This is a genomic window from Candidatus Zymogenaceae bacterium (assembly GCA_016931225.1).
GTDB lineage: Bacteria > Desulfobacterota > Zymogenia > Zymogenales > Zymogenaceae > JAFGFE01.
The window spans coordinates 110,211-127,578 of sequence record JAFGFE010000005.1; the positions used below are offsets into that span (position 1 = coordinate 110,211).

Consider the following 17,368-nt stretch of genomic DNA (forward strand, 5'->3'; position numbering starts at 1 on the left):
TTTTTTCGTGGTTGCATCTTCTCTCGTGTCGCTGTCATCACCATCACCGCCACCGCCCTTCCCGTCACTCCCCCGACAGAAGCCCGATCAACAGGATCGGGACCGGGATAGGCAGCAGATCAAACAGGCCTTTGGCTGTATCAAACGCCGCCATGTTGTGCACGCCGGCGGGGCGGGTGGGGAAAAAGGTTTCCGGCTTTTCGGGCGCAACCAATACCGCCAGCGAGAGCAGATGATGCGTCAGGCCGTAATGGAACTTGTAGTAATCACTATAGATGGTCGAGCTGTTCCCGAACTGTACCTCGACGAATACGTCGTTTTTAAAAAACTCCTGTCAATCCCGGCCTTTTATGAAGAACGGGCCGATGCTCCCAGCCCATCTTTTGAAATATTCTGTCGAACGCCTTGTTGTATCCGGTCTGGTGAATGTACTCTTTCCCATCCACCTCAATTCTGAATTCCGGCATCCAGGGCACCTCCCGGATGCACGAAAATATTTCCTCGACTTCTAAAAGCGGATTGATGAGCTTTTTGCTGCAAATAAAATATTCAGCAACATATCTCAATATATCAATAAATACAGGAGATTGTAGTTATCACACAATCACCTCAGCGCTCCCCCGCCGCCTCTATCCGTGAAAAATCACACAGGCCCACAAACAGATCCCGCACGGCCGAAAGGAGAGCGAGGCGGTTGTTCTTTACCTTCTCGTCCTTGGCCATCACCATCACTCCTTCAAAAAAGGCGTCGATCGGCTTTCGAAAACCCACCAGCTCCGTGAGCGCCGCCTCGTAATCCTCTTTTTCAATCATTTTTTGAATCTCGGACTTCTTCTTGCTATACGCATCGAAGAGCTCTCGCTCCTCTTTCTCACTCAGCAGCGATTCGTCGACATCGCCCGCCGTGTGGTCCTTGAGGATGTTTCCCACTCTTTTTATAGCGGCGGCCACATCGGAGAACTCGGCCCGCTCCTTCCACCTGGTGAGGGTCTTGACGAGATTCCTCGCCCCCACCACGTCGTCAAAGCCAGCCTCCAGCACCGCGTCCACCGCGTCCTGGGGATAGCCTTCCGCGGTGAGGATGCCGGAAAATCGCCCCGTGAAAAACGCCGTGACGTCGGCCTTGGTTTCATCCGTGCTTTTTGAGATGACACCGTCCAGAAGCTCAAGGGAACGGTCGATGAATGCATTGAGCGAAAGGCGGATCTCCTTTACCAGGAGAATATTCACAATCGCTATGGTATTTCTGCGAAGGGCGTAGGGGTCCGCGGTTCCGGTGGGGGGCATCCCCACTCCGAAGAAGCCCGTGATGGTATCCATCTTGTCCGCCAGAGAGACAAGGGTCCCCTCCACTCCCTCGGGGAGCCGCCCCGTGGCGGACACCGGAAGGTAATGTTCGCTAATCGCCTGTGCCACTTCCTTCTTGATCCCCTCTTTCAGGGCGTATTCGCGCCCGATGATTCCCTGCAGGTCGGGGAACTCCTGCACGACGCCGGTATCGAGATCCGCCTTGGCAAGAAGCGCGGCCTGTGCCACATCGCGTGTATGTTCAGGGAAGAGCGTCTCGGAAAGCCACACCGCCAGGGCCTTGAAACGCATGACCTTCTCATAGGATGTTCCCAGCTTCGAATGAAAAACCACGTTTTTGAGGTCCTCCACCCGGCTCTCCAGGGACACCGTCATGTCGTCCTCATAGTAGAAGCGGGCGTCCTCGAGGCGGGCGGCCAGGACCCGCTCGTTTCCCTTCGCCACGAGTTTTTGATCCTTCGCGACGGTATTGGAGACGGTGATGAAGTGGGGCATGAGGTCGTTCTTTTTGTCCACCACGCTGAAATACCGCTGGTGTTTTCTCATGGCGATGACCGGAATATCTCTGGGGAGCGTAAGATACGCCGTGTCGAACGTGCCGCCGACAGCATCGGGAAACTCCACCAGGTCCACGATCTCATCGATCAGCTCCCGATCCTCCAGCACCTCCCCGCCGAAGGAGCGGGCGACATCCCCTATCTCTTTTTCGATGATGCCCCGTCGCTCGTCACGGCTGACGATGACCCGGGCGTCCCGCAGCTTTTTCACGTAGTCGTCGTATCCGGAGACGGTGATCTCCTCGTTGTGCATGAAGCGATGGCCACGAGTTCTGTCTCCGCTTTTGATATTCCCGAAGGAGACCGGCACCACCTTCCCGTCGAACAGGGCCACGATCCAGTGGACCGGCCGGACGAACCTGACGTCCAGGTCCATCCAGCGCATGCTCTTCTTGAACGGGATATCGTTGATGAGAACAGACAGTATGTCGGGAAGTATCTCGACAGTGGGACGTCCCGGGTCCTCCTTCACGGCGGCCAGGTATTCCCCCTTGTCCGTCTTCACTCGGGAGAGCTCATCCACGCTCATGCCCTGTCCCTTGGCGAAGCCCAGGGCCTTCTGGTTCGGTGTGCCGTCGGCATCGAAAGAGACGGAGACCGGCGGTCCGATCTTTTCGGTTCTCTGAGGCTTTTGTGACTCCGACACGCCCCGCACGGCCGCCATGAGCCTCCGGGGGGTTCCATCGGTGATGATCTCCCCGATATCGATGCGGTGCTGGGCACACAGATCGCCCATGATTTTCTTCATGGCATCCAGGGCGACGGGGGTGAGTCCCGCCGGGATTTCCTCGGTTCCTATTTCAAACAGCAGCTCTTTCACCACGGCAGCAAATCTCCTTCTTCTCCGGGGTCGCGGGGAAAATGTCTGAAATTACTGTTATTCCCAGACCAGGTCGCTCCAGCGATTCATCAGGGGATGCCCCAACTCTTCGCGCTGGGCCACGTATCCTTCCGCGGCCCCCCGGGCGAGGTCCCGGACCCGGCCGATGAACCGAACCCGCTCGGTCACGCTGATGGCACCCCGTGCGTCCAGCAGGTTGAACAAATGGGAGCACTTGAGGCAGTAGTCATACGCCGGGAGTACCAGCCCCCGCTCGATCATTCGTTTCGACTCCGCCTCGCACATGTCAAACATGGAAAAGAGCATGTCCTGGTCGGACTCATCGAAATTGTAGGTGGAGTTCTCCACCTCGCCTTTGTGGTGCACGTCTCCATAGGTGACGCCGTGGGCCCACTGGAGGTCATAGATCGAATCCACCCCCTGCAGGTACATGGCGATGCGCTCGATGCCGTAGGTCAGCTCCACCGACACCGGCTTCAGGTCCACCCCGCCCGCCTGCTGAAAATAGGTGAACTGGGTGATCTCCATCCCGTCAAGCCAGACCTCCCATCCCAGGCCCCACGCCCCCAGGGTGGGGGATTCCCAGTCGTCCTCAACGAATCGGATATCGTGGGCCAAGGGATCGATGCCGAAGCTCTTGAGGCTGTCCAGATACAGCTCCTGCACGTTTTGGGGGGAGGGTTTCAGAATCACCTGGTATTGGTAGTAATGGCACAGGCGATTCGGATTTTCGCCGTAGCGCCCGTCCGTGGGGCGGCGGCTCGGCTCCACATACGCCACATTCCAGGGCTCAGGACCCAGCACCCTGAGAAACGTGGCCGGGTTGAAGGTCCCCGCGCCCACTTCAATATCATAGGGCTGCTGGATAATACATCCCCGCTCCGCCCAGTAGCGCTCCAGAGCCAGAATCAACTCCTGAAATGTCAGTGTCACTTTTCTTCGCTCCTCGTCGGCATTTTTTGACAATAACATTATGACATAAATGGGAACAATACCAACTTGTAATGAAAATGTCAAGACTATTGGAGAGGCTCATCCGCAGAGGCGAAGACGGAAGGATTACGGTTTCACGACCGGATCGACCCGCCTTTGAACCGTCACCGATCCACCCGAGACGCTTTCCGATCCCTCATCACGGACCGTGAGGGATCTTCGATGGAAGACGATCGGTACAGAAACTCCGGCTTTATCCTTTACAAACCGTTTAAATGACGCTATAAATGTGTTGATTACATACGCTTTTTCGATTATGACGGACACACCGACCGCACCGGCACATCGAACGGGCGCATCCACAAAACATTCATCGCACGGCTGTCACATGAAGCATACGACCTTTCTTCGATATATCCGCTTCGCGGCGCTTTTCGCCGTCATTATGATATGTATCGCCCCCGTATCCCTGGCCGGAGAAGCGGAGGTGTTGACACTGCTGAACACCGACTCGGGGCTTGCGGGAAACCGCGTCTACGGCCTCGCCCCGGATGTGGGATTCGGGATTTTCATCGCCACGAACGGCGGCCTTCACGTCTTTTCGGATTACGTCTACCTGCCCATCTTTCAGCGAATGGATGCGCTCATGATCACCGGCGGCTCAGGGAGCACCCTCTGGGCGCTCATAGATGAGGCGTCTCTCTACCGGGTCAGGACGGATGACGACATGTGGTACGCCGAGCGCATCACACAGCCGGAGGAAACGACAAAGGTCACCTCAATGACATCTTTTGACGGGTCTCTCTTCATCGCGACGGACACGGGCCTTTTCTATACGTCGGACACGGAGGACTCCTACCACCCGGTATTGACAAACTCCGGCCCCGTCACCGCCATGACCTTCGCACCGGATGGAACGCTGGCCCTTGCGACGACCGATACCGAGAGCAGGAAGCCGGGCCTTGTCATACTCGGCGGAGAGCTGTTCGGGAGGATTGGATGGGTGCCGGAATGCTCGGATCACGAGATCACCTCGCTTTTCTTGACCCCTGACACGCTGTATGTCGGAACGAGAGACGGCGAACTTCTCCACATCGACCGGACGGGCGTCACCCGCATATATCTTTCACCCGAGATCTTCCGGTCGCTTCACCCCGGGCGGATCAACGACATCATGGTCGACGAGGGACGTCTCTACGTGGCGGCGGATAACGGCCTCTATATCGGAGACGCGGGCGCCGCCGCCGTCGATATCGCTTTTTACGGCGACGCCCCCCTGGAGGGCGCGTTTACCTGCCTCTCCCCCGGCCCCGGACTCTCCGTGTGGGCGGGTACCGCGGATAACGGCGTATACCTCATTACATACAGAGACTGAAGAAACTTATATCCAACCAAGAAGATCGGTACCATGTTCGATGAGCGCGTTCTCAGGGATACCAGGGCACTGGTAAACCTCGATGCCGTCAAAAGCGTCGTCAGACACATCACGGCGGCCGCGGGCAATGGGGTTTCCGTCGTCATGGCCGTCGTCAAGGCCGACGGATACGGCCACGGCGCGGTGCAGATCGCAAACGCCGCTCTTTCCTCCGGGGCCTCGTCCCTCGCCGTGGCCTATCCCCAGGAGGTACTGGAGCTCCGCACGGCCGGCATCGACGCACACACCCTGGTGATGGGGCTTCTCCCCGCAGGCAATCCCGACGTCGTGGACATCATCGTCAAGACCGGCGCGGCCCAGACCGTAGCGGATACCGACGCGCCCCTCACCCTGGGCGCATCGGCGTCGGCAGACCGCCCAGTCCCCGTGCATATCAAGGTGGATACCGGGATGGGCCGCATCGGCATCCCCCCGGAGGATGTGCTCTCCTATATTGAATTTCTGAAGACCATCCCCGGCATCGTCATCGAGGGAATATTTACGCACTTTCCGTCCGCCGACGAGGCTGATCTCTCGTTTACGAGCAAACAGATCACCATATTTAAGGACCTCATACAAACCCTCGAGGGAAGCGGCATCAACATCCCCTTCAAACACATGGCGAACAGCGCGGGTATACTTGCCTTACGGAATGCATACATAAACATGGTCCGTCCGGGGATCATGCTCTACGGCCTCTATCCGTCGAGCGAGGTGGAAAAATCCATCCCGCTTACCCCGGCGCTCCGTCTGGTAAGCGCCGTCAGGTACCTCAAGCGGGTGCCTGCGGGTACTCCCATCAGCTATGGCCGCACATTCGTGACGTCCCGCCCCAGCGTCATCGCCACACTGCCGGTGGGATACGCCGACGGCTACAATCGGCTGCTCTCGAACAGGGGGAGTGTTTTGGTACGGGGGATGCGGGCGCCGATCACAGGCCGGATATGTATGGACATGACGATGATCGACGTGACGGATATCGAGGGTGTCGCCGTGGGCGACGAGGCGGTGCTCATAGGCCCCCAAGAGAACGATGAGATCACAGCCGACGAGATGGCAGGGCTTCTCGGGACGATCAACTATGAGGTCACCTGCGCGATCTCCAAGCGTGTCCCCCGGGTCTATATCGATGACGGGAAGGGAGTATGATGATCCTCTCCCCGTCCCTCCTTCCGTTCACCGCGGCAACGACACAGAAAGCCGCACGGGAGGAGGGCTTCGTGACCATCAGGCGGGGACGATTCGTCTTCACCGTCCACACAGAGTATATCGAGAGCATCATCTCCGATTCAGTCCTGACCGAGCCGATCGAGCGTCTCATCTCCCGTCATGATACACACATCGAAGGCGGCAGGGGGGCTGTCGCCCGGGTGGATATCCCCGGGATCGGAGCGGCATTCGTCCGGGATTACCGACACGGCGGGCTCTTGCGGGCCCTTTTGGGCGGACGCTTTTTCGTCCCCGGAAGAGAGACACGGGAGCTTCGCGTTCTCCAGGCGGCCCGGGTCGCGGGCCTCCCGGTGCCCGATCCCCTCGCCTCCGCCCGGGAGAGATGCGGATTCCTTCAGGGATACCGCGCCCGCATCGTCACCGCGGAAATACCCCGCACCGCATCGCTTGTGACGGCGCTCTGGGAGAAAACCGACCGGGGACGGGACACCTCTTCCCTCCTCTTCTCCGTCGGAAAAACCGTCCGCGCCCTGCACAACACAGGAATCTTTCATCACGACCTGAACATGCACAACATCCTGGTGGACGAAAACGACGGGATTTTCATTATAGATTTCGATCGGGCGCGGTTGCGAAAGGCCCTCGGCATGCGGGGCCGCATCGCAAACCTGCGGCGTCTGCTCAGGTCCGGAAGAAAGCTCGCCCGGCTCCATCACAACGCGCCAAAGGGATGGTTTTCCGATGATCGTTTCCGTGAACTACTCAAAGGGTACGTGGACGGAGACGAAAAACTGAAAGGAAGGCTGATCTCGAAGACGACGGACTTCTTTCCCCTCATCGTGAGAGCCCGCATCGGGTGGGCCCTGGACGACCTTCTGTATCGGAGGGGGGAGAAGTAAACAGCGTCGCTCGACGGAAAGATCCGGACGCACCCCGCTCCAACCCGTCAGCTCTCCCCTCCCCGAACAGGTCTATCCGTCCGGGGGGAAGTACGCGCGAACGGTGTCCCGCACCTCGTCGAGCCAGCGCTTCCGCTCCTCTTCCGTGCTGTCGACCACCACGGAGAACATCCGCCGATAGAACGTATCGACGCCGCACAGGTCGAATATACAGTTTTTCCATATGAGCTCCAGCGGATCGCCGAACATCGACCGCTCCCTTTTTTCCTGGGTGTTTGAGGTATTGAACACCAACGCGGCCTGTGCTGTGAGCAATCCCTCGGGCACCCCCCCTCCATCGTCTCCCTCCAGGAACCGATAGGCAATCCCCGGACGAAAGACCCGGTCCACCCAGCCCTTGAGGATCGCCGGGGGCTGGCCCCACCAGTTCGGATGCACGATGACAATGCCGTCGGCATTCGCAAGCTCCCGGCACATCTCTTCTACCTCCGGGGAGACATCGCCTTTTGTGGGTATCTCCCGCTCGGGGAGGTGGGAGTCGAATCCGTGTCGATACAGATCGAGGAGTGTCGCTGTGTGGCCGTTTTCCCGGGCCGTGGAGACGACGGTATCGGCGACGGCGTGGTTGAAGCTTTTGGGAGACGGGTGGGCGAGAACGACGAGAATATTCATCTCTCTTCTTTCATACTTTTTTTATACATGTACGACGAGCCCTGTGGGAGCGTTTGGCCGTGTAGATCGCGGTGGGCGGAAGATCCCGATCGGGGGAGTCCCGATCTGAGAGATCCGTATCGGAAAGATCTTCCTTGATGAGCGTCACGCGGATGGAATCGAAGAGATCATCCAGGAGCCGGTGGATTCGCCGGTCCGGGCGGTGGGACCACAGGCCGAGGACGCCGCCGGGCTTCAATGCACGTCTCATTGATTTCAGGCCCGAGCGGCCGTAGAGCCGATCATTCTCCTCGCGCACCAAAAACGACGGCCCGTTGTCCACATCCAGAACAATGGCGTCGAATCGCCTCCTGTTTCGCCTGATCACCTCCATCACATCGCCGGTATGTACCGTGACCCGGCGATCGAAAAGGGCATGATCGTTGAAACGGGCCAGGTAGACCCTATTCCATCTGACAATCGCCTCCTCTATCTCCGCCACCACCACATCATTGATGCGATCGTCACACAAGGTCTGTGCGAGAGTCAGTCCCAAGCCGAGGCCGCCCACGCACACCGTCAGGGGACCGGGTGAGTCCACGTCCGCCAGGGTCCGTGTTGCCAGCATCCGCTCCGTGCGCCCGTCGACGGCGCTCATCACGTAATGGCCCCCCACGCTCAGCTCAAAGCGCTCACCGGCTGTCGTTACTTTTTTTTGAAGCATCAGCGTGCCGCTTCGGCCTTCGATGCTTTCAACAACCATCGTATTTTTCGCGGGAGTTTCCATAATTCCGACAGGCGCAGCCTCATCGGGCGCTCGGGTTCTGGATAACTTGTGGATAAGCGGGACTCGCGGATATCGAACCATTTGATTTTACGAGACTTTTCCGCATCTGCTTAATAATTAAGCAGCCAGAAACAACAAGCATATCAACAACATCCGCACAATTTACCAGGTATTTGTGATACCGCCGGCATATCTTTTACTTATGCAATATGCCCGGATCCGTGTATCGTATTGTGTCATGTCACAAGAGAGAGGGCGGCGCCGACAACATCGCCCACCTCTACCAGCTCCATACATCGGTGATGTTTCAACGGACATGACCGCTCGAGACACGGGGAGCATTCCACCTCATGACGCACCAGGGCGAAGCGCCCTGTTTCGGCCATGGGGGAGGTTGTCGTTGAATTCGTGGACCCGAACACCGCCACGAGGGGCACATTCAGGGCCGCCGCCAGATGCATGGGGCCGGTATCGTTCGTGATAAAAAGATCGGTCGAGTCTATGAGGGCCAGAAGCTGTCTGATCGTCGTCCTCCCCGCGGCAATGACGGGTGCTCTCTTCATGTATCGGGACACCTCCTCCGCGACGTCCACCTCCAGGGGACCGCCGAACACAATCGCCTGTGCGTCAAGCTTTTCCGTGATGATGTCCGCGGCTTGGGCGAATCGATCGGTGTACCATCGCTTCGCATCCCCGTAGGCCGCACCCGGATTGACGCCGATGAGCCTTCTTCCCCGCCACCCCCATTTATAGAGCAGCGCCTTCGCCTCTTCCCGCTCCCGGTCGGACACGGAAAGCCTCGGTATCACCGGCTCCCCCGGGTCTCCCAGCGTCGAGACCAGGTGCCGATAATATTCGCTCTGATGCCGGGATGTAACCTCCTTCGTCCGCTCGACGCGATCGGTCAGGAGTAAAGACCGCATGTCCGCCGCGTATCCCAGGCGGCGGCGGGCACGGGCGAAGAAGATGAGCGCCGCAGCATGCAGGGACCGGGGGAAGATGACCCCCAGGTCGTACCGATCCCGTCTCAGCCTCGATACCAGCTCGCGCTCTCCCTGAAATCCCGGGGAATATTCCACAACACCGTCGATGACATCCAGTCCCGAAAGCACTCCCCCCAGAGGCCTTTTGAGTGCGATATCGATGACGGCATTGGGGTACATGTGCCTGAGGGCGTACACGGCGGGAAGGGAGAGACAAACATCCCCGATCCAGTTTGTGCCCTTCACGATGATCCGATTCACGGTGTTCTTAGTCCTCGATCTTTTTCGCTTCGTCAATCAGCATCACCGGGATGCCGTCCTGTATCTCATACAGCAACTTGCAGGCGTGACACACCAGCCCGTCCCCGCCCTCTGTGAGCACGACATCCCCCTTGCATTTCGGGCAGGCAAGAATATCAAGCAGCTCCCTGTCAATACTCATGTCACAATTCCTCCGTAGTATGGGAAAGAATATGTTCCACGGCGTCCGCCAGGTCCCGGGCGAGATATGCCGTAGCAATGCCGTGTTCAATCAGCTTCTCCCTCTCGGTTATACCGTGGCCGGTCAGAACGTGGATGGACCGCGCCCCCGCATTTACGCCGAGCAGTACATCCCCCAGGTGATCGCCGACGACATACGACCGGGAAATGTCGATATCGAGATCATCTATCGCTCGCTTTACCATGCCGGTATTCGGCTTCCTGCACCCGCAGTCTTTCCGATATTCCCCGTCGCCGAACTCCGGGTGATGCGGGCAGTAATAAATCCCGTCGATACGCGCCCCCTCCCGCCCGAGAACCTCAACCATCCGCCGGTTGACGGCATGAACATCCTCCTCGGTAAAGTATCCCCTCGCCACCCCGGACTGGTTGGAGACCACCACCACAATAAAGCCCGCGTCATTGAGACGGGCGACGGCCTGTGCGGCGCCGGGTATCAACTCCAGCTCTTCGGGATCGTTGAGGTATCCCACCTCGACGTTGATCGTGCCGTCCCGGTCGAGAAACACCGCCCTTCTTTTAGCCTTCTTCATTGTATGCCCGCACACACGATTCGATCATTGCAATCACGCCCTCGTCCTCCTGTACCCTCAGTCCCATCCGCACCGCAAGGAGCCGATGGGAGAGCGTATGGTCTCCGATTCGCATCAGATCCTTTTCCGTCGTCACGATAACCTCCGCCCCGAAACGGGCGGCCACGTGGTTTATCGCCGCGTAATCGTTTTCCGAAAAGCGGTGATGATCCCGAAAGGGGAGCGTGTAGACCACGATGACGCCGATGTCTTCCAGTGTATCAAAAAACCGCTGGGGCCTGGCGATTCCGCAAAACGCCAGCGCCTTCTTTTTTTCGAGGGCCCGAGCAGGGTACTCCGTCCCGTCTCCGTCAACGAGGGCCAGAGGCACGGGAACGGAATAGACCCGGGGAATCGTGCCGCACACCCGCTCGATCGGGCCCGGCCCGTCTTCATGTGATGTACTCTCGACCGCGGCTTCCGATAGCCACAGGACATCCCCCCGCCGCGCGGCGGAGAGCGGCTCGCGGAGGGGACCCGCGGGAAACACCAAGCTGTTTCCGACCTGGTTCACCCGATCCGCCACCAGAACATCCAGGTCCCGGTGCAATCTGAGATGCTGGAATCCGTCGTCTATCAGCACCACCTGCGCCCCAAACCGGGAAACAGCGGCACGGGCGGCGGCGACCCTGTTCGGGCTGACGACCACCGATACGCCCGGATTCCTCCAAGCTGTCAGCAGCGCCTCGTCCGGGGCGTCGCCCGGCGAACATACGGGGCCGTTTCGATCCGACACCACCAGGTACTCGCCGGCAACCTCAAATCCATATCCCCGGGAGACCACCGACACGGAAATCCCCCGCTCCGTCAGCCTCCGAGCAAGGTGCATCACCACCGGGGTCTTTCCCTGACCGCCGACGCTGATATTCCCAACGCTCACCACACACGCGGAAACGGAATAACTTTCGAACAACCGCACCCGGTAGAGAAACGCCCTGATCTTCATGACAAGGCCGTAGATCAGGCCGACAAGATAGACCGGGAAAAAGAGCAGCATCACCCTGTATCTTGAGGCCCTGTCCTGGTAGAGCCGCTCCACCCACCCGATACAGCGTTCGGCACAACCCCCGGGAACCATCACGACTCTCCGATCAGGGGCAGAACGGCGTCCAGCGTCCGCACGGCGGCCCCCCTGTTGCTCTCCACAACCTCCATCGCCCGAAGCCCCGCATCCTCCCGCATCTTTTTATCGGAAAACATACGTATCGTCATTTTCGCAATCTCCGGGGCGTCCCGTACCACGAATCCCCCCCCCGCATCGACGAGAGCCTGGGAAATGTCAGGAAAGTTCTCCATGTACGGGCCGAACAACACCGGCTTCCTCTGAGCCGCGGCCTCAAGGACGTTGTGGCCTCCCACGCCGGGAATGAGGCTCCCCCCCAGAAACGCCGCGTCTGAAGCGGCGATGAGCCCCGTCAGCTCCCCCATACTATCGAGGAGCAGGATATCAACCCCGCGGGCCTTCCGCCCGACATCACCGTCGGTACGCCTCGTCATTCGATATGGATACCGGCCGATAAGCGCCGCCACCTCATCGGATCTCGTCAGGTGACGAGGGGCCAGCACCAAGAGAACGTCGGGCACCTCTTTCCGAACGGCCGTGAACGCATCAAGGATCACCCCTTCCTCTCCGGGGTGTGTGCTCCCCGCCACGAAGAGGGGACGGGAGGATGCGATCAGTTCACACAGCTCGGGTGGGGCGGACGCCTCCCGGTACTGAGCGTCGTATTTGATGTTGCCAGATACCGCTATGCGCAAGTTGTCGTACCCGAGTTCAACGTATCGCTCACGATACACGTCGGACTGGGCGATGATTCGATCGAATCCATCGAGGATAGGGGCGAACACACGTCTCACCTTTCTCATACGACCGAAGCTCCGGGGAGACATGCGCGCGTTTATCAAAGCGCAGGGGATATTTCTCTTTGAGAGTATTCGAAGCAGCCCGGGCCATATTTCCGCCTCCATCACCAGAACCAGCCGGGGGTTGACGTGATCGACGGACCGCTTCATTGTCACGAAGAAGTCAAAGGGGAAGAAAAAACAGGGCACCCCGGGGAGCTTTTCCCGGGCCGCGTTTTTCCCGGTTATCGTATTGGTTGAAACCACCACGGGGATTTGTGGACATCGTTTTCTCAACTCGCCGATGAGAATCACGACGGCGAGCATCTCCCCGTAGGATGCGGCATGTATCCAGATCGGATGATCCGGGAGCGTATCAAGAAGGCCGAACCGCTCTTTCGCGCCCCGTCTGCTTTCCCGGTCGCCGAAAAGCTTCGGGAAATAATATATCAGCGCGACACCGAAAAAGACGAGGAAGAACAGCGAATACAAAAAGAACACGATCCCTCTCGGCCCTTTTTGCGCTCCCGCACCCATGCCCGAGGAATACTTCGTTTCTTTTTTCTCTGTAGTACGACTCATGTATCAGCCACGACGGCACACGGCATCCGGTCGTCATGTGCACCATCCCCCCCGGGATCACGGCCGAAGGGTTCATATCGGCATGCCGTTTACCTTGTCCCGAGGAGGGCAGACGTCACAATCGCAGACGGGATATCGTACGCATGTTAGACCTCGAGCTTCGCCCCGTCCTGATCATCTTCAGGCGCCTTCATGTTGTTCTGGTCTCTAAATTGCATTTCGTACAGTTTTCGGTACTCGCCCCCCTTCTTGAGGAGCTCGTCGTGCCTCCCCTCTTCCACGATCTCGCCGTTGACGACAACCATAATCCTGTTCGCATGCTGAATCGTGGAGAGCCGATGGGCGATGACGAAGGTCGTCCGTCCCTTCATCAGATTCTCCAGGGCCTTCTGTACCTCGAGCTCGCTCTCGGTATCGAGTGAGGATGTGGCCTCATCCAGTATGAGGATGGGGGAGTCCTTGAGAATCGCCCGGGCGATGGACAGTCGCTGCCGCTCGCCGCCCGAGAGCCGCATCCCCTGTTCTCCTATCATCGTTTCGTATCCGTCCGGAAGGCGCTCGATGAATTTGTGGGCGTTTGCGGCTTTAGAAACTCTGAGAATTTCCTCATCCGATGTTTCCGGCCTTCCATAAGCGATATTGTTCCTGATGGTATCCGAAAAGAGTATCGTCTGCTGGGTGACCATGCCGATCTGTCCCCTGAGCGATTTCAGGGTGACATCCCGAATATCCACACCGTCAATCAGGATCGCTCCCTCGGTAACGTCGTAAAACCGGGGGACGAGGTTCACCAGGGTGGTCTTTCCGCCGCCGCTCATCCCCACGAACGCCACCACTTCACCGGTCTGTACCGTCATGTTGATGTTCTTGAGAACATATTCGTCTTCATATCTAAAAGAGACGTTTCTAAACTCCACCTGCTTGGATATCGGAGGCATCTCGACGGCCCCCTTTTTGTCGGTGATGTCGGGCTTTGTATCCAGTACGTTGAAGATACGGATCGATGCGGCGATGGCCTCCTGGATTGCGTTGTTCAGCCGGGAGAGAGCCCGTACACCGGGATATATGAGCACCAGGGCCGCGATAATGGATGCGTACTTGCCCAGGTAACTGGTATTGCTGACGAACATCGCGCCCTTTCCGAAATGAACGGCGTTGAGCTGTTCAATGGCCAGAAGCCCTCCATACCAGAGCACCAGGGCGAAACCGACGGTTCCAATGACCTCCATCAGGGGGCCGGTCAGCGCCTTTACCCGGGCGATGCGCAAGTAATTTTTAAACAGTCGAAAGTTTTCCTTTTCAAAACGCATCGACTCGTAATCCTCCATTCCGAAGGCCTTGACGATACGGGCGCCGGTAAACGCCTCCATCATGACGGTTGTCAAATCCGCCATCTTTACCTGGCCCTTGGTGGATATCTTCCTCACCGCCCGGGAAATTCTGACGATCGGAAAGATCATCAGGGGAAACACCACAAACGCCAGGAGCGAAAGCAACCAGTCCTGATAAAAGCAGAAACCGATCAAGAAGATCATCGTCAGAAATTCCTTGACCCCCACCTCCACGGCATCGGTCACGGCAATGGTCACCAGATTCACGTCGTTATTAATCCGGGAGATGAGCACCCCCGAATGCGTGCCCGAAAAGAACTTGAGCGACAGTCTCTGGATATGCGAATAGAGCAAATCCCTGATGTCCTTGACGACCCTCAAACCGACAAACCGCATATTGTAGGTACCCAGGAAATTCGACAGGCCGCGAAACACGCTGACGATGACCACCGCGATCGTCAACACCTTTAACTGGCCCAGGTCCTTGAACGAGATTAAGTTGTCCACCAGGGGGTCTATCAGATACGCGATGGCCGTGGTCGTCCCGGCGAACGCCAGGTTCATCAAGACCGCAAAGGAGAAGCGATATCGATACGGCCAGACGAATTTCAGCAGCCGTCGATACAGCTTCAATAATTGTTTGCCCGATGGCAACTCTTCACGAGATTTGGACATATGTCTTTATACCCTTTCCTGCCGCATGTACTGTTCCAATCCACGTGCGGTTCATTCTACAACAGATAAGTATTCACTCTTAAGGCACTCCCAAAAGGCCGCCTCACACCCCGCGCACATCAATCAAAGGAATTCTCTCCATACAGAAAGTCCGCCACCCGCGCGGCGATCCGCCGAGACGCACCGGGAAGTCCCACGGCTTTTTTGACATCCTTCAGTTTTTCGATCATCCCGCCCCTGGCGGCGTCATCGGTCAGCAATCTGAGCGTCTCCCGCGCGATATTTTCTGGATTCGCGTCGTCCTGAATGAGCTCTGGGACCACCGACTCCCGGGCAATCAAGTTGATTATCGAAATATAATCGACCTGTATCAGCATGCGCCCCAGAAAGTACGTCATCGGATTAAGCCGATAGTAGACGACCATCGGTGTTCCGAGAAGCGCCGTTTCCAGAGTCGCGGTCCCGGAACAGGCGATCGCCACATCACTCGCACCAACAACCCGGTGAAAATCACCATGCACGATCTCTACCGGCAGCGGAGTCCGCTCCAGATACGGTGAAATCAGATCCTCGGTCAGCGTGGGCGCCAGGGGAATACGAAACTTCGCCCCGGGAATCTCCTCCATGATGAGGCGACCGGCCCGAAGGAGCACATCCATGTGACGCTCCACTTCTCCGTGCCTGCTCCCGGGCAAAAGCGCAACCTGAGGCCTTTTTCGATCGAACAAGCGATCGTCCCCGTTCCCTTCACCGATGACGTCCATGATCGGATGACCGTAAAACTCGACGGAAACCCCCGCCTCCCGGTAGAAATCCACCTCGAAGGGAAAGATCACGATCATCCGATCCACATTCTTTTTAATGGTCTTCACCCGCCCCCGCCGCCACGCCCATACCTGGGGGCTGACATAATAAAAGACCGGCACACCGGCTCTTTTTGCGGCCCGGGCGATCCTGAAATTAAAATCCGGAAAATCGATCAGAATAACCAGGTCGGGCGTCAATTCTCTTACCGAGCGCTTCAATGATGAAAGCGCCTTCAGTATCGGTCTGAGCTGTTTGAATATCTCAACAAATCCAACGACGGATACATCCTCGGCGCGGGAAAGGGCCACTAGCCCCGCATCCCTCATCTTTTGGCCGCCGACTCCGAAGAACTCCGTTCCCGGCTTCATGCTTTTGATGTGTTTGATCAGCTCTGCGCCGTATGTATCCCCGGACGCCTCCCCGGAGACGATCAGAACCCTCTTCTCCGCTTGGAGTATACGCGCTGTATCAGATTCCGTCATCACGATGCGGGTCCGTCGTCCAGGAGGCCCCGCTCCCTCATCTTTTCCATGGTGTCTTCGAGCCTCTCCTGGATCATAAATGCGACTTCCAGGGCGCGGATGCCGTCATGTCCGGTCACCAGGGGGGTTGAGCGATGCTTCACGGCATCGACAAACGATCGAATCTCGTCTTTGAGATAATCCCGGGAAGTGATGTCCCTGTGCTCCATGTCGATGGTGAACCGGCCGTTTTCGTCCCTGTTCCGACGAAAGAGATCGATATTCTGGGCGGCGAAGTCGATGGAAATATAGGCATCGTGCTGAAATACACGGATTTTCCTCATTTTCCCCGCGCTCACCCGGCTGGCGGTGACGTTTGCCACGCACCCGCTTTCAAAATTGAGGCGGGCGTTGACGATATCCATCTGTGGTGTGATAATGGGAGCGCCCACGGCGTCCACGTGCACCAGGGGTGATTTCACGAAGTTCAGGATGATGTCGATATCGTGAATCATCACGTCAAGCACCACATCCACATCGGTACTCCTGTCCGGGAACGGTGAGAGCCGATGCGACTCGATAAAGAGCGGCTCCTTAAGGGTCCCGTCCAGTGCGAGTATCGCCGGATTGAATCGCTCCAGGTGACCCACCTGAAGCAGCAGGTTTTTCGATTCCGCCGTTTCTGTCAACCGCTTCGCCTGATCCAACGTCGTGGTAATCGGTTTTTCCACGAACACATCGGCCCCGGATTTAAAAAAATCCATCGCTATATCAAAATGAAGTGAGGTGGGGACGACAACGCTGACCGCATCAACCTTGCCCAGAAGCGTTCGATAATCCGTACTGCATTCTATGTCGTGCTTTTGTTGCATCTGTTCTATCACGACCGCGTTTGCATCGGCAATTCCCACCACCTGCACATCCTCGAAGGACAGGTATTTCTCCAGGTGCAGCCTCCCCAGATACCCGATACCGATAATACCGACCTTGAGTTTATTGTTTTCAGAAGCCATATTATACACGCCTTTCCCGAATCGATATCGCCTTACGCACC

16 protein-coding genes and 1 pseudogene are annotated in these 17,368 nt (G+C 57.7%); 3 read left to right on the forward strand and 14 right to left on the reverse strand.

Features of this window, described 5'->3' with window-relative positions:
* Positions 1-64: 64 nt before the first annotated feature.
* From JW885_01815 to glyQ, 4 genes and pseudogenes are all read right to left on the reverse strand, one after another.
* Positions 65-331, reverse strand: a pseudogene (locus JW885_01815) (hypothetical protein).
* Positions 321-467 (reverse strand): hypothetical protein, encoded by a 147-nt coding sequence (locus JW885_01820; GenBank protein ID MBN1880885.1) that lies wholly within the window; start codon positions 465-467, stop codon positions 321-323. The pseudogene JW885_01815 and the gene JW885_01820 overlap by 11 nt, the downstream one beginning before the upstream one ends.
* Positions 468-609: 142 nt before the next feature.
* Entirely contained in the window at positions 610-2,688 is a 2,079-nt protein-coding gene (locus tag JW885_01825) for a glycine--tRNA ligase subunit beta (protein ID MBN1880886.1), read from the reverse strand.
* A 54-nt stretch (positions 2,689-2,742) separates the two neighbouring features.
* On the reverse strand, positions 2,743-3,633 hold the full coding sequence (glyQ, locus tag JW885_01830; protein MBN1880887.1) for a glycine--tRNA ligase subunit alpha: 891 nt from the start codon (positions 3,631-3,633) through the stop codon (positions 2,743-2,745).
* 394 nt (positions 3,634-4,027) lie between these two features.
* Between glyQ and JW885_01835 the strand changes: the two genes are divergently transcribed.
* Genes JW885_01835 through JW885_01845 form a run of 3 tightly spaced genes read left to right on the forward strand, consistent with a single transcriptional unit; the run spans position 4,028 to position 7,122 of the window.
* Positions 4,028-5,014, forward strand: a complete 987-nt coding sequence (locus JW885_01835; GenBank protein MBN1880888.1) for a hypothetical protein — start codon at positions 4,028-4,030, stop codon at positions 5,012-5,014.
* Between the two features lie 33 nt (positions 5,015-5,047).
* Entirely contained in the window at positions 5,048-6,202 is a 1,155-nt protein-coding gene (gene alr / locus JW885_01840) for an alanine racemase (GenBank protein MBN1880889.1), read from the forward strand.
* The gene (locus JW885_01845) at positions 6,199-7,122 is read left to right on the forward strand and encodes a phosphotransferase (GenBank protein ID MBN1880890.1); all 924 of its coding nucleotides are present in this window, start codon (positions 6,199-6,201) and stop codon (positions 7,120-7,122) included. Before alr ends, JW885_01845 begins: the two co-directional genes overlap by 4 nt.
* A 72-nt stretch (positions 7,123-7,194) precedes the next feature.
* On the opposite strand, the gene JW885_01850 is transcribed toward JW885_01845, so the two are convergent.
* The 10 genes from JW885_01850 to JW885_01895 form a co-directional block, all read right to left on the reverse strand.
* Positions 7,195-7,794 (reverse strand): NAD(P)H-dependent oxidoreductase, encoded by a 600-nt coding sequence (locus tag JW885_01850; protein MBN1880891.1) that lies wholly within the window; start codon positions 7,792-7,794, stop codon positions 7,195-7,197.
* A 10-nt stretch (positions 7,795-7,804) separates the two neighbouring features.
* Positions 7,805-8,536, reverse strand: coding sequence for a hypothetical protein (locus tag JW885_01855; GenBank protein MBN1880892.1), 732 nt, complete (start codon positions 8,534-8,536; stop codon positions 7,805-7,807).
* A gap of 260 nt (positions 8,537-8,796) precedes the next feature.
* The gene (gene waaF / locus JW885_01860) at positions 8,797-9,804 is read right to left on the reverse strand and encodes a lipopolysaccharide heptosyltransferase II (protein ID MBN1880893.1); all 1,008 of its coding nucleotides are present in this window, start codon (positions 9,802-9,804) and stop codon (positions 8,797-8,799) included.
* Between the two features lie 7 nt (positions 9,805-9,811).
* The gene (locus JW885_01865; protein MBN1880894.1) at positions 9,812-9,985 is read right to left on the reverse strand and encodes a Trm112 family protein; all 174 of its coding nucleotides are present in this window, start codon (positions 9,983-9,985) and stop codon (positions 9,812-9,814) included.
* A 1-nt stretch (position 9,986) separates the two neighbouring features.
* A complete protein-coding gene (gene gmhB, locus JW885_01870; protein MBN1880895.1) occupies positions 9,987-10,577 on the reverse strand; it encodes a D-glycero-beta-D-manno-heptose 1,7-bisphosphate 7-phosphatase in 591 nt (196 codons plus the stop codon).
* A complete protein-coding gene (lpxK, locus tag JW885_01875) occupies positions 10,564-11,694 on the reverse strand; it encodes a tetraacyldisaccharide 4'-kinase (GenBank protein ID MBN1880896.1) in 1,131 nt (376 codons plus the stop codon). The genes gmhB and lpxK overlap by 14 nt, the downstream gene beginning before the upstream one ends.
* Complete coding sequence (locus JW885_01880) at positions 11,694-12,959, reverse strand: 3-deoxy-D-manno-octulosonic acid transferase (GenBank protein ID MBN1880897.1); 1,266 nt, start codon at positions 12,957-12,959, stop codon at positions 11,694-11,696. The genes lpxK and JW885_01880 overlap by 1 nt, the downstream gene beginning before the upstream one ends.
* A 227-nt stretch (positions 12,960-13,186) precedes the next feature.
* Positions 13,187-15,046 (reverse strand): ATP-binding cassette domain-containing protein, encoded by a 1,860-nt coding sequence (locus JW885_01885; protein ID MBN1880898.1) that lies wholly within the window; start codon positions 15,044-15,046, stop codon positions 13,187-13,189.
* Positions 15,047-15,165: 119 nt separating this feature from the next.
* Positions 15,166-16,335, reverse strand: coding sequence for a lipid-A-disaccharide synthase (gene lpxB / locus JW885_01890; protein MBN1880899.1), 1,170 nt, complete (start codon positions 16,333-16,335; stop codon positions 15,166-15,168).
* A complete protein-coding gene (locus JW885_01895; GenBank protein ID MBN1880900.1) occupies positions 16,335-17,327 on the reverse strand; it encodes a Gfo/Idh/MocA family oxidoreductase in 993 nt (330 codons plus the stop codon). The genes lpxB and JW885_01895 overlap by 1 nt, the downstream gene beginning before the upstream one ends.
* Between the last annotated feature and the right edge of the window lie 41 nt (positions 17,328-17,368).

Excerpts from the sequence above, each read along its gene's own strand:
- JW885_01820 (MBN1880885.1), bottom strand. The coding sequence starts at position 467 with ATGCCGGAATTCAGAATTGAGGTGGATGGGAAAGAGTACATTCACCAG.
- JW885_01835 (MBN1880888.1), top strand. The coding sequence starts at position 4,028 with ATGAAGCATACGACCTTTCTTCGATATATCCGCTTCGCGGCGCTTTTC.
- alr (MBN1880889.1), top strand. The coding sequence starts at position 5,048 with ATGTTCGATGAGCGCGTTCTCAGGGATACCAGGGCACTGGTAAACCTC.
- JW885_01845 (MBN1880890.1), top strand. The coding sequence starts at position 6,199 with ATGATGATCCTCTCCCCGTCCCTCCTTCCGTTCACCGCGGCAACGACA.
- JW885_01850 (MBN1880891.1), bottom strand. The coding sequence starts at position 7,794 with ATGAATATTCTCGTCGTTCTCGCCCACCCGTCTCCCAAAAGCTTCAAC.
- JW885_01855 (MBN1880892.1), bottom strand. The coding sequence starts at position 8,536 with ATGGTTGTTGAAAGCATCGAAGGCCGAAGCGGCACGCTGATGCTTCAA.
- JW885_01865 (MBN1880894.1), bottom strand. The coding sequence starts at position 9,985 with ATGAGTATTGACAGGGAGCTGCTTGATATTCTTGCCTGCCCGAAATGC.
- gmhB (MBN1880895.1), bottom strand. The coding sequence starts at position 10,577 with ATGAAGAAGGCTAAAAGAAGGGCGGTGTTTCTCGACCGGGACGGCACG.
- lpxK (MBN1880896.1), bottom strand. The coding sequence starts at position 11,694 with ATGGTTCCCGGGGGTTGTGCCGAACGCTGTATCGGGTGGGTGGAGCGG.
- JW885_01885 (MBN1880898.1), bottom strand. The coding sequence starts at position 15,046 with ATGTCCAAATCTCGTGAAGAGTTGCCATCGGGCAAACAATTATTGAAG.
- lpxB (MBN1880899.1), bottom strand. The coding sequence starts at position 16,335 with ATGACGGAATCTGATACAGCGCGTATACTCCAAGCGGAGAAGAGGGTT.
- JW885_01895 (MBN1880900.1), bottom strand. The coding sequence starts at position 17,327 with ATGGCTTCTGAAAACAATAAACTCAAGGTCGGTATTATCGGTATCGGG.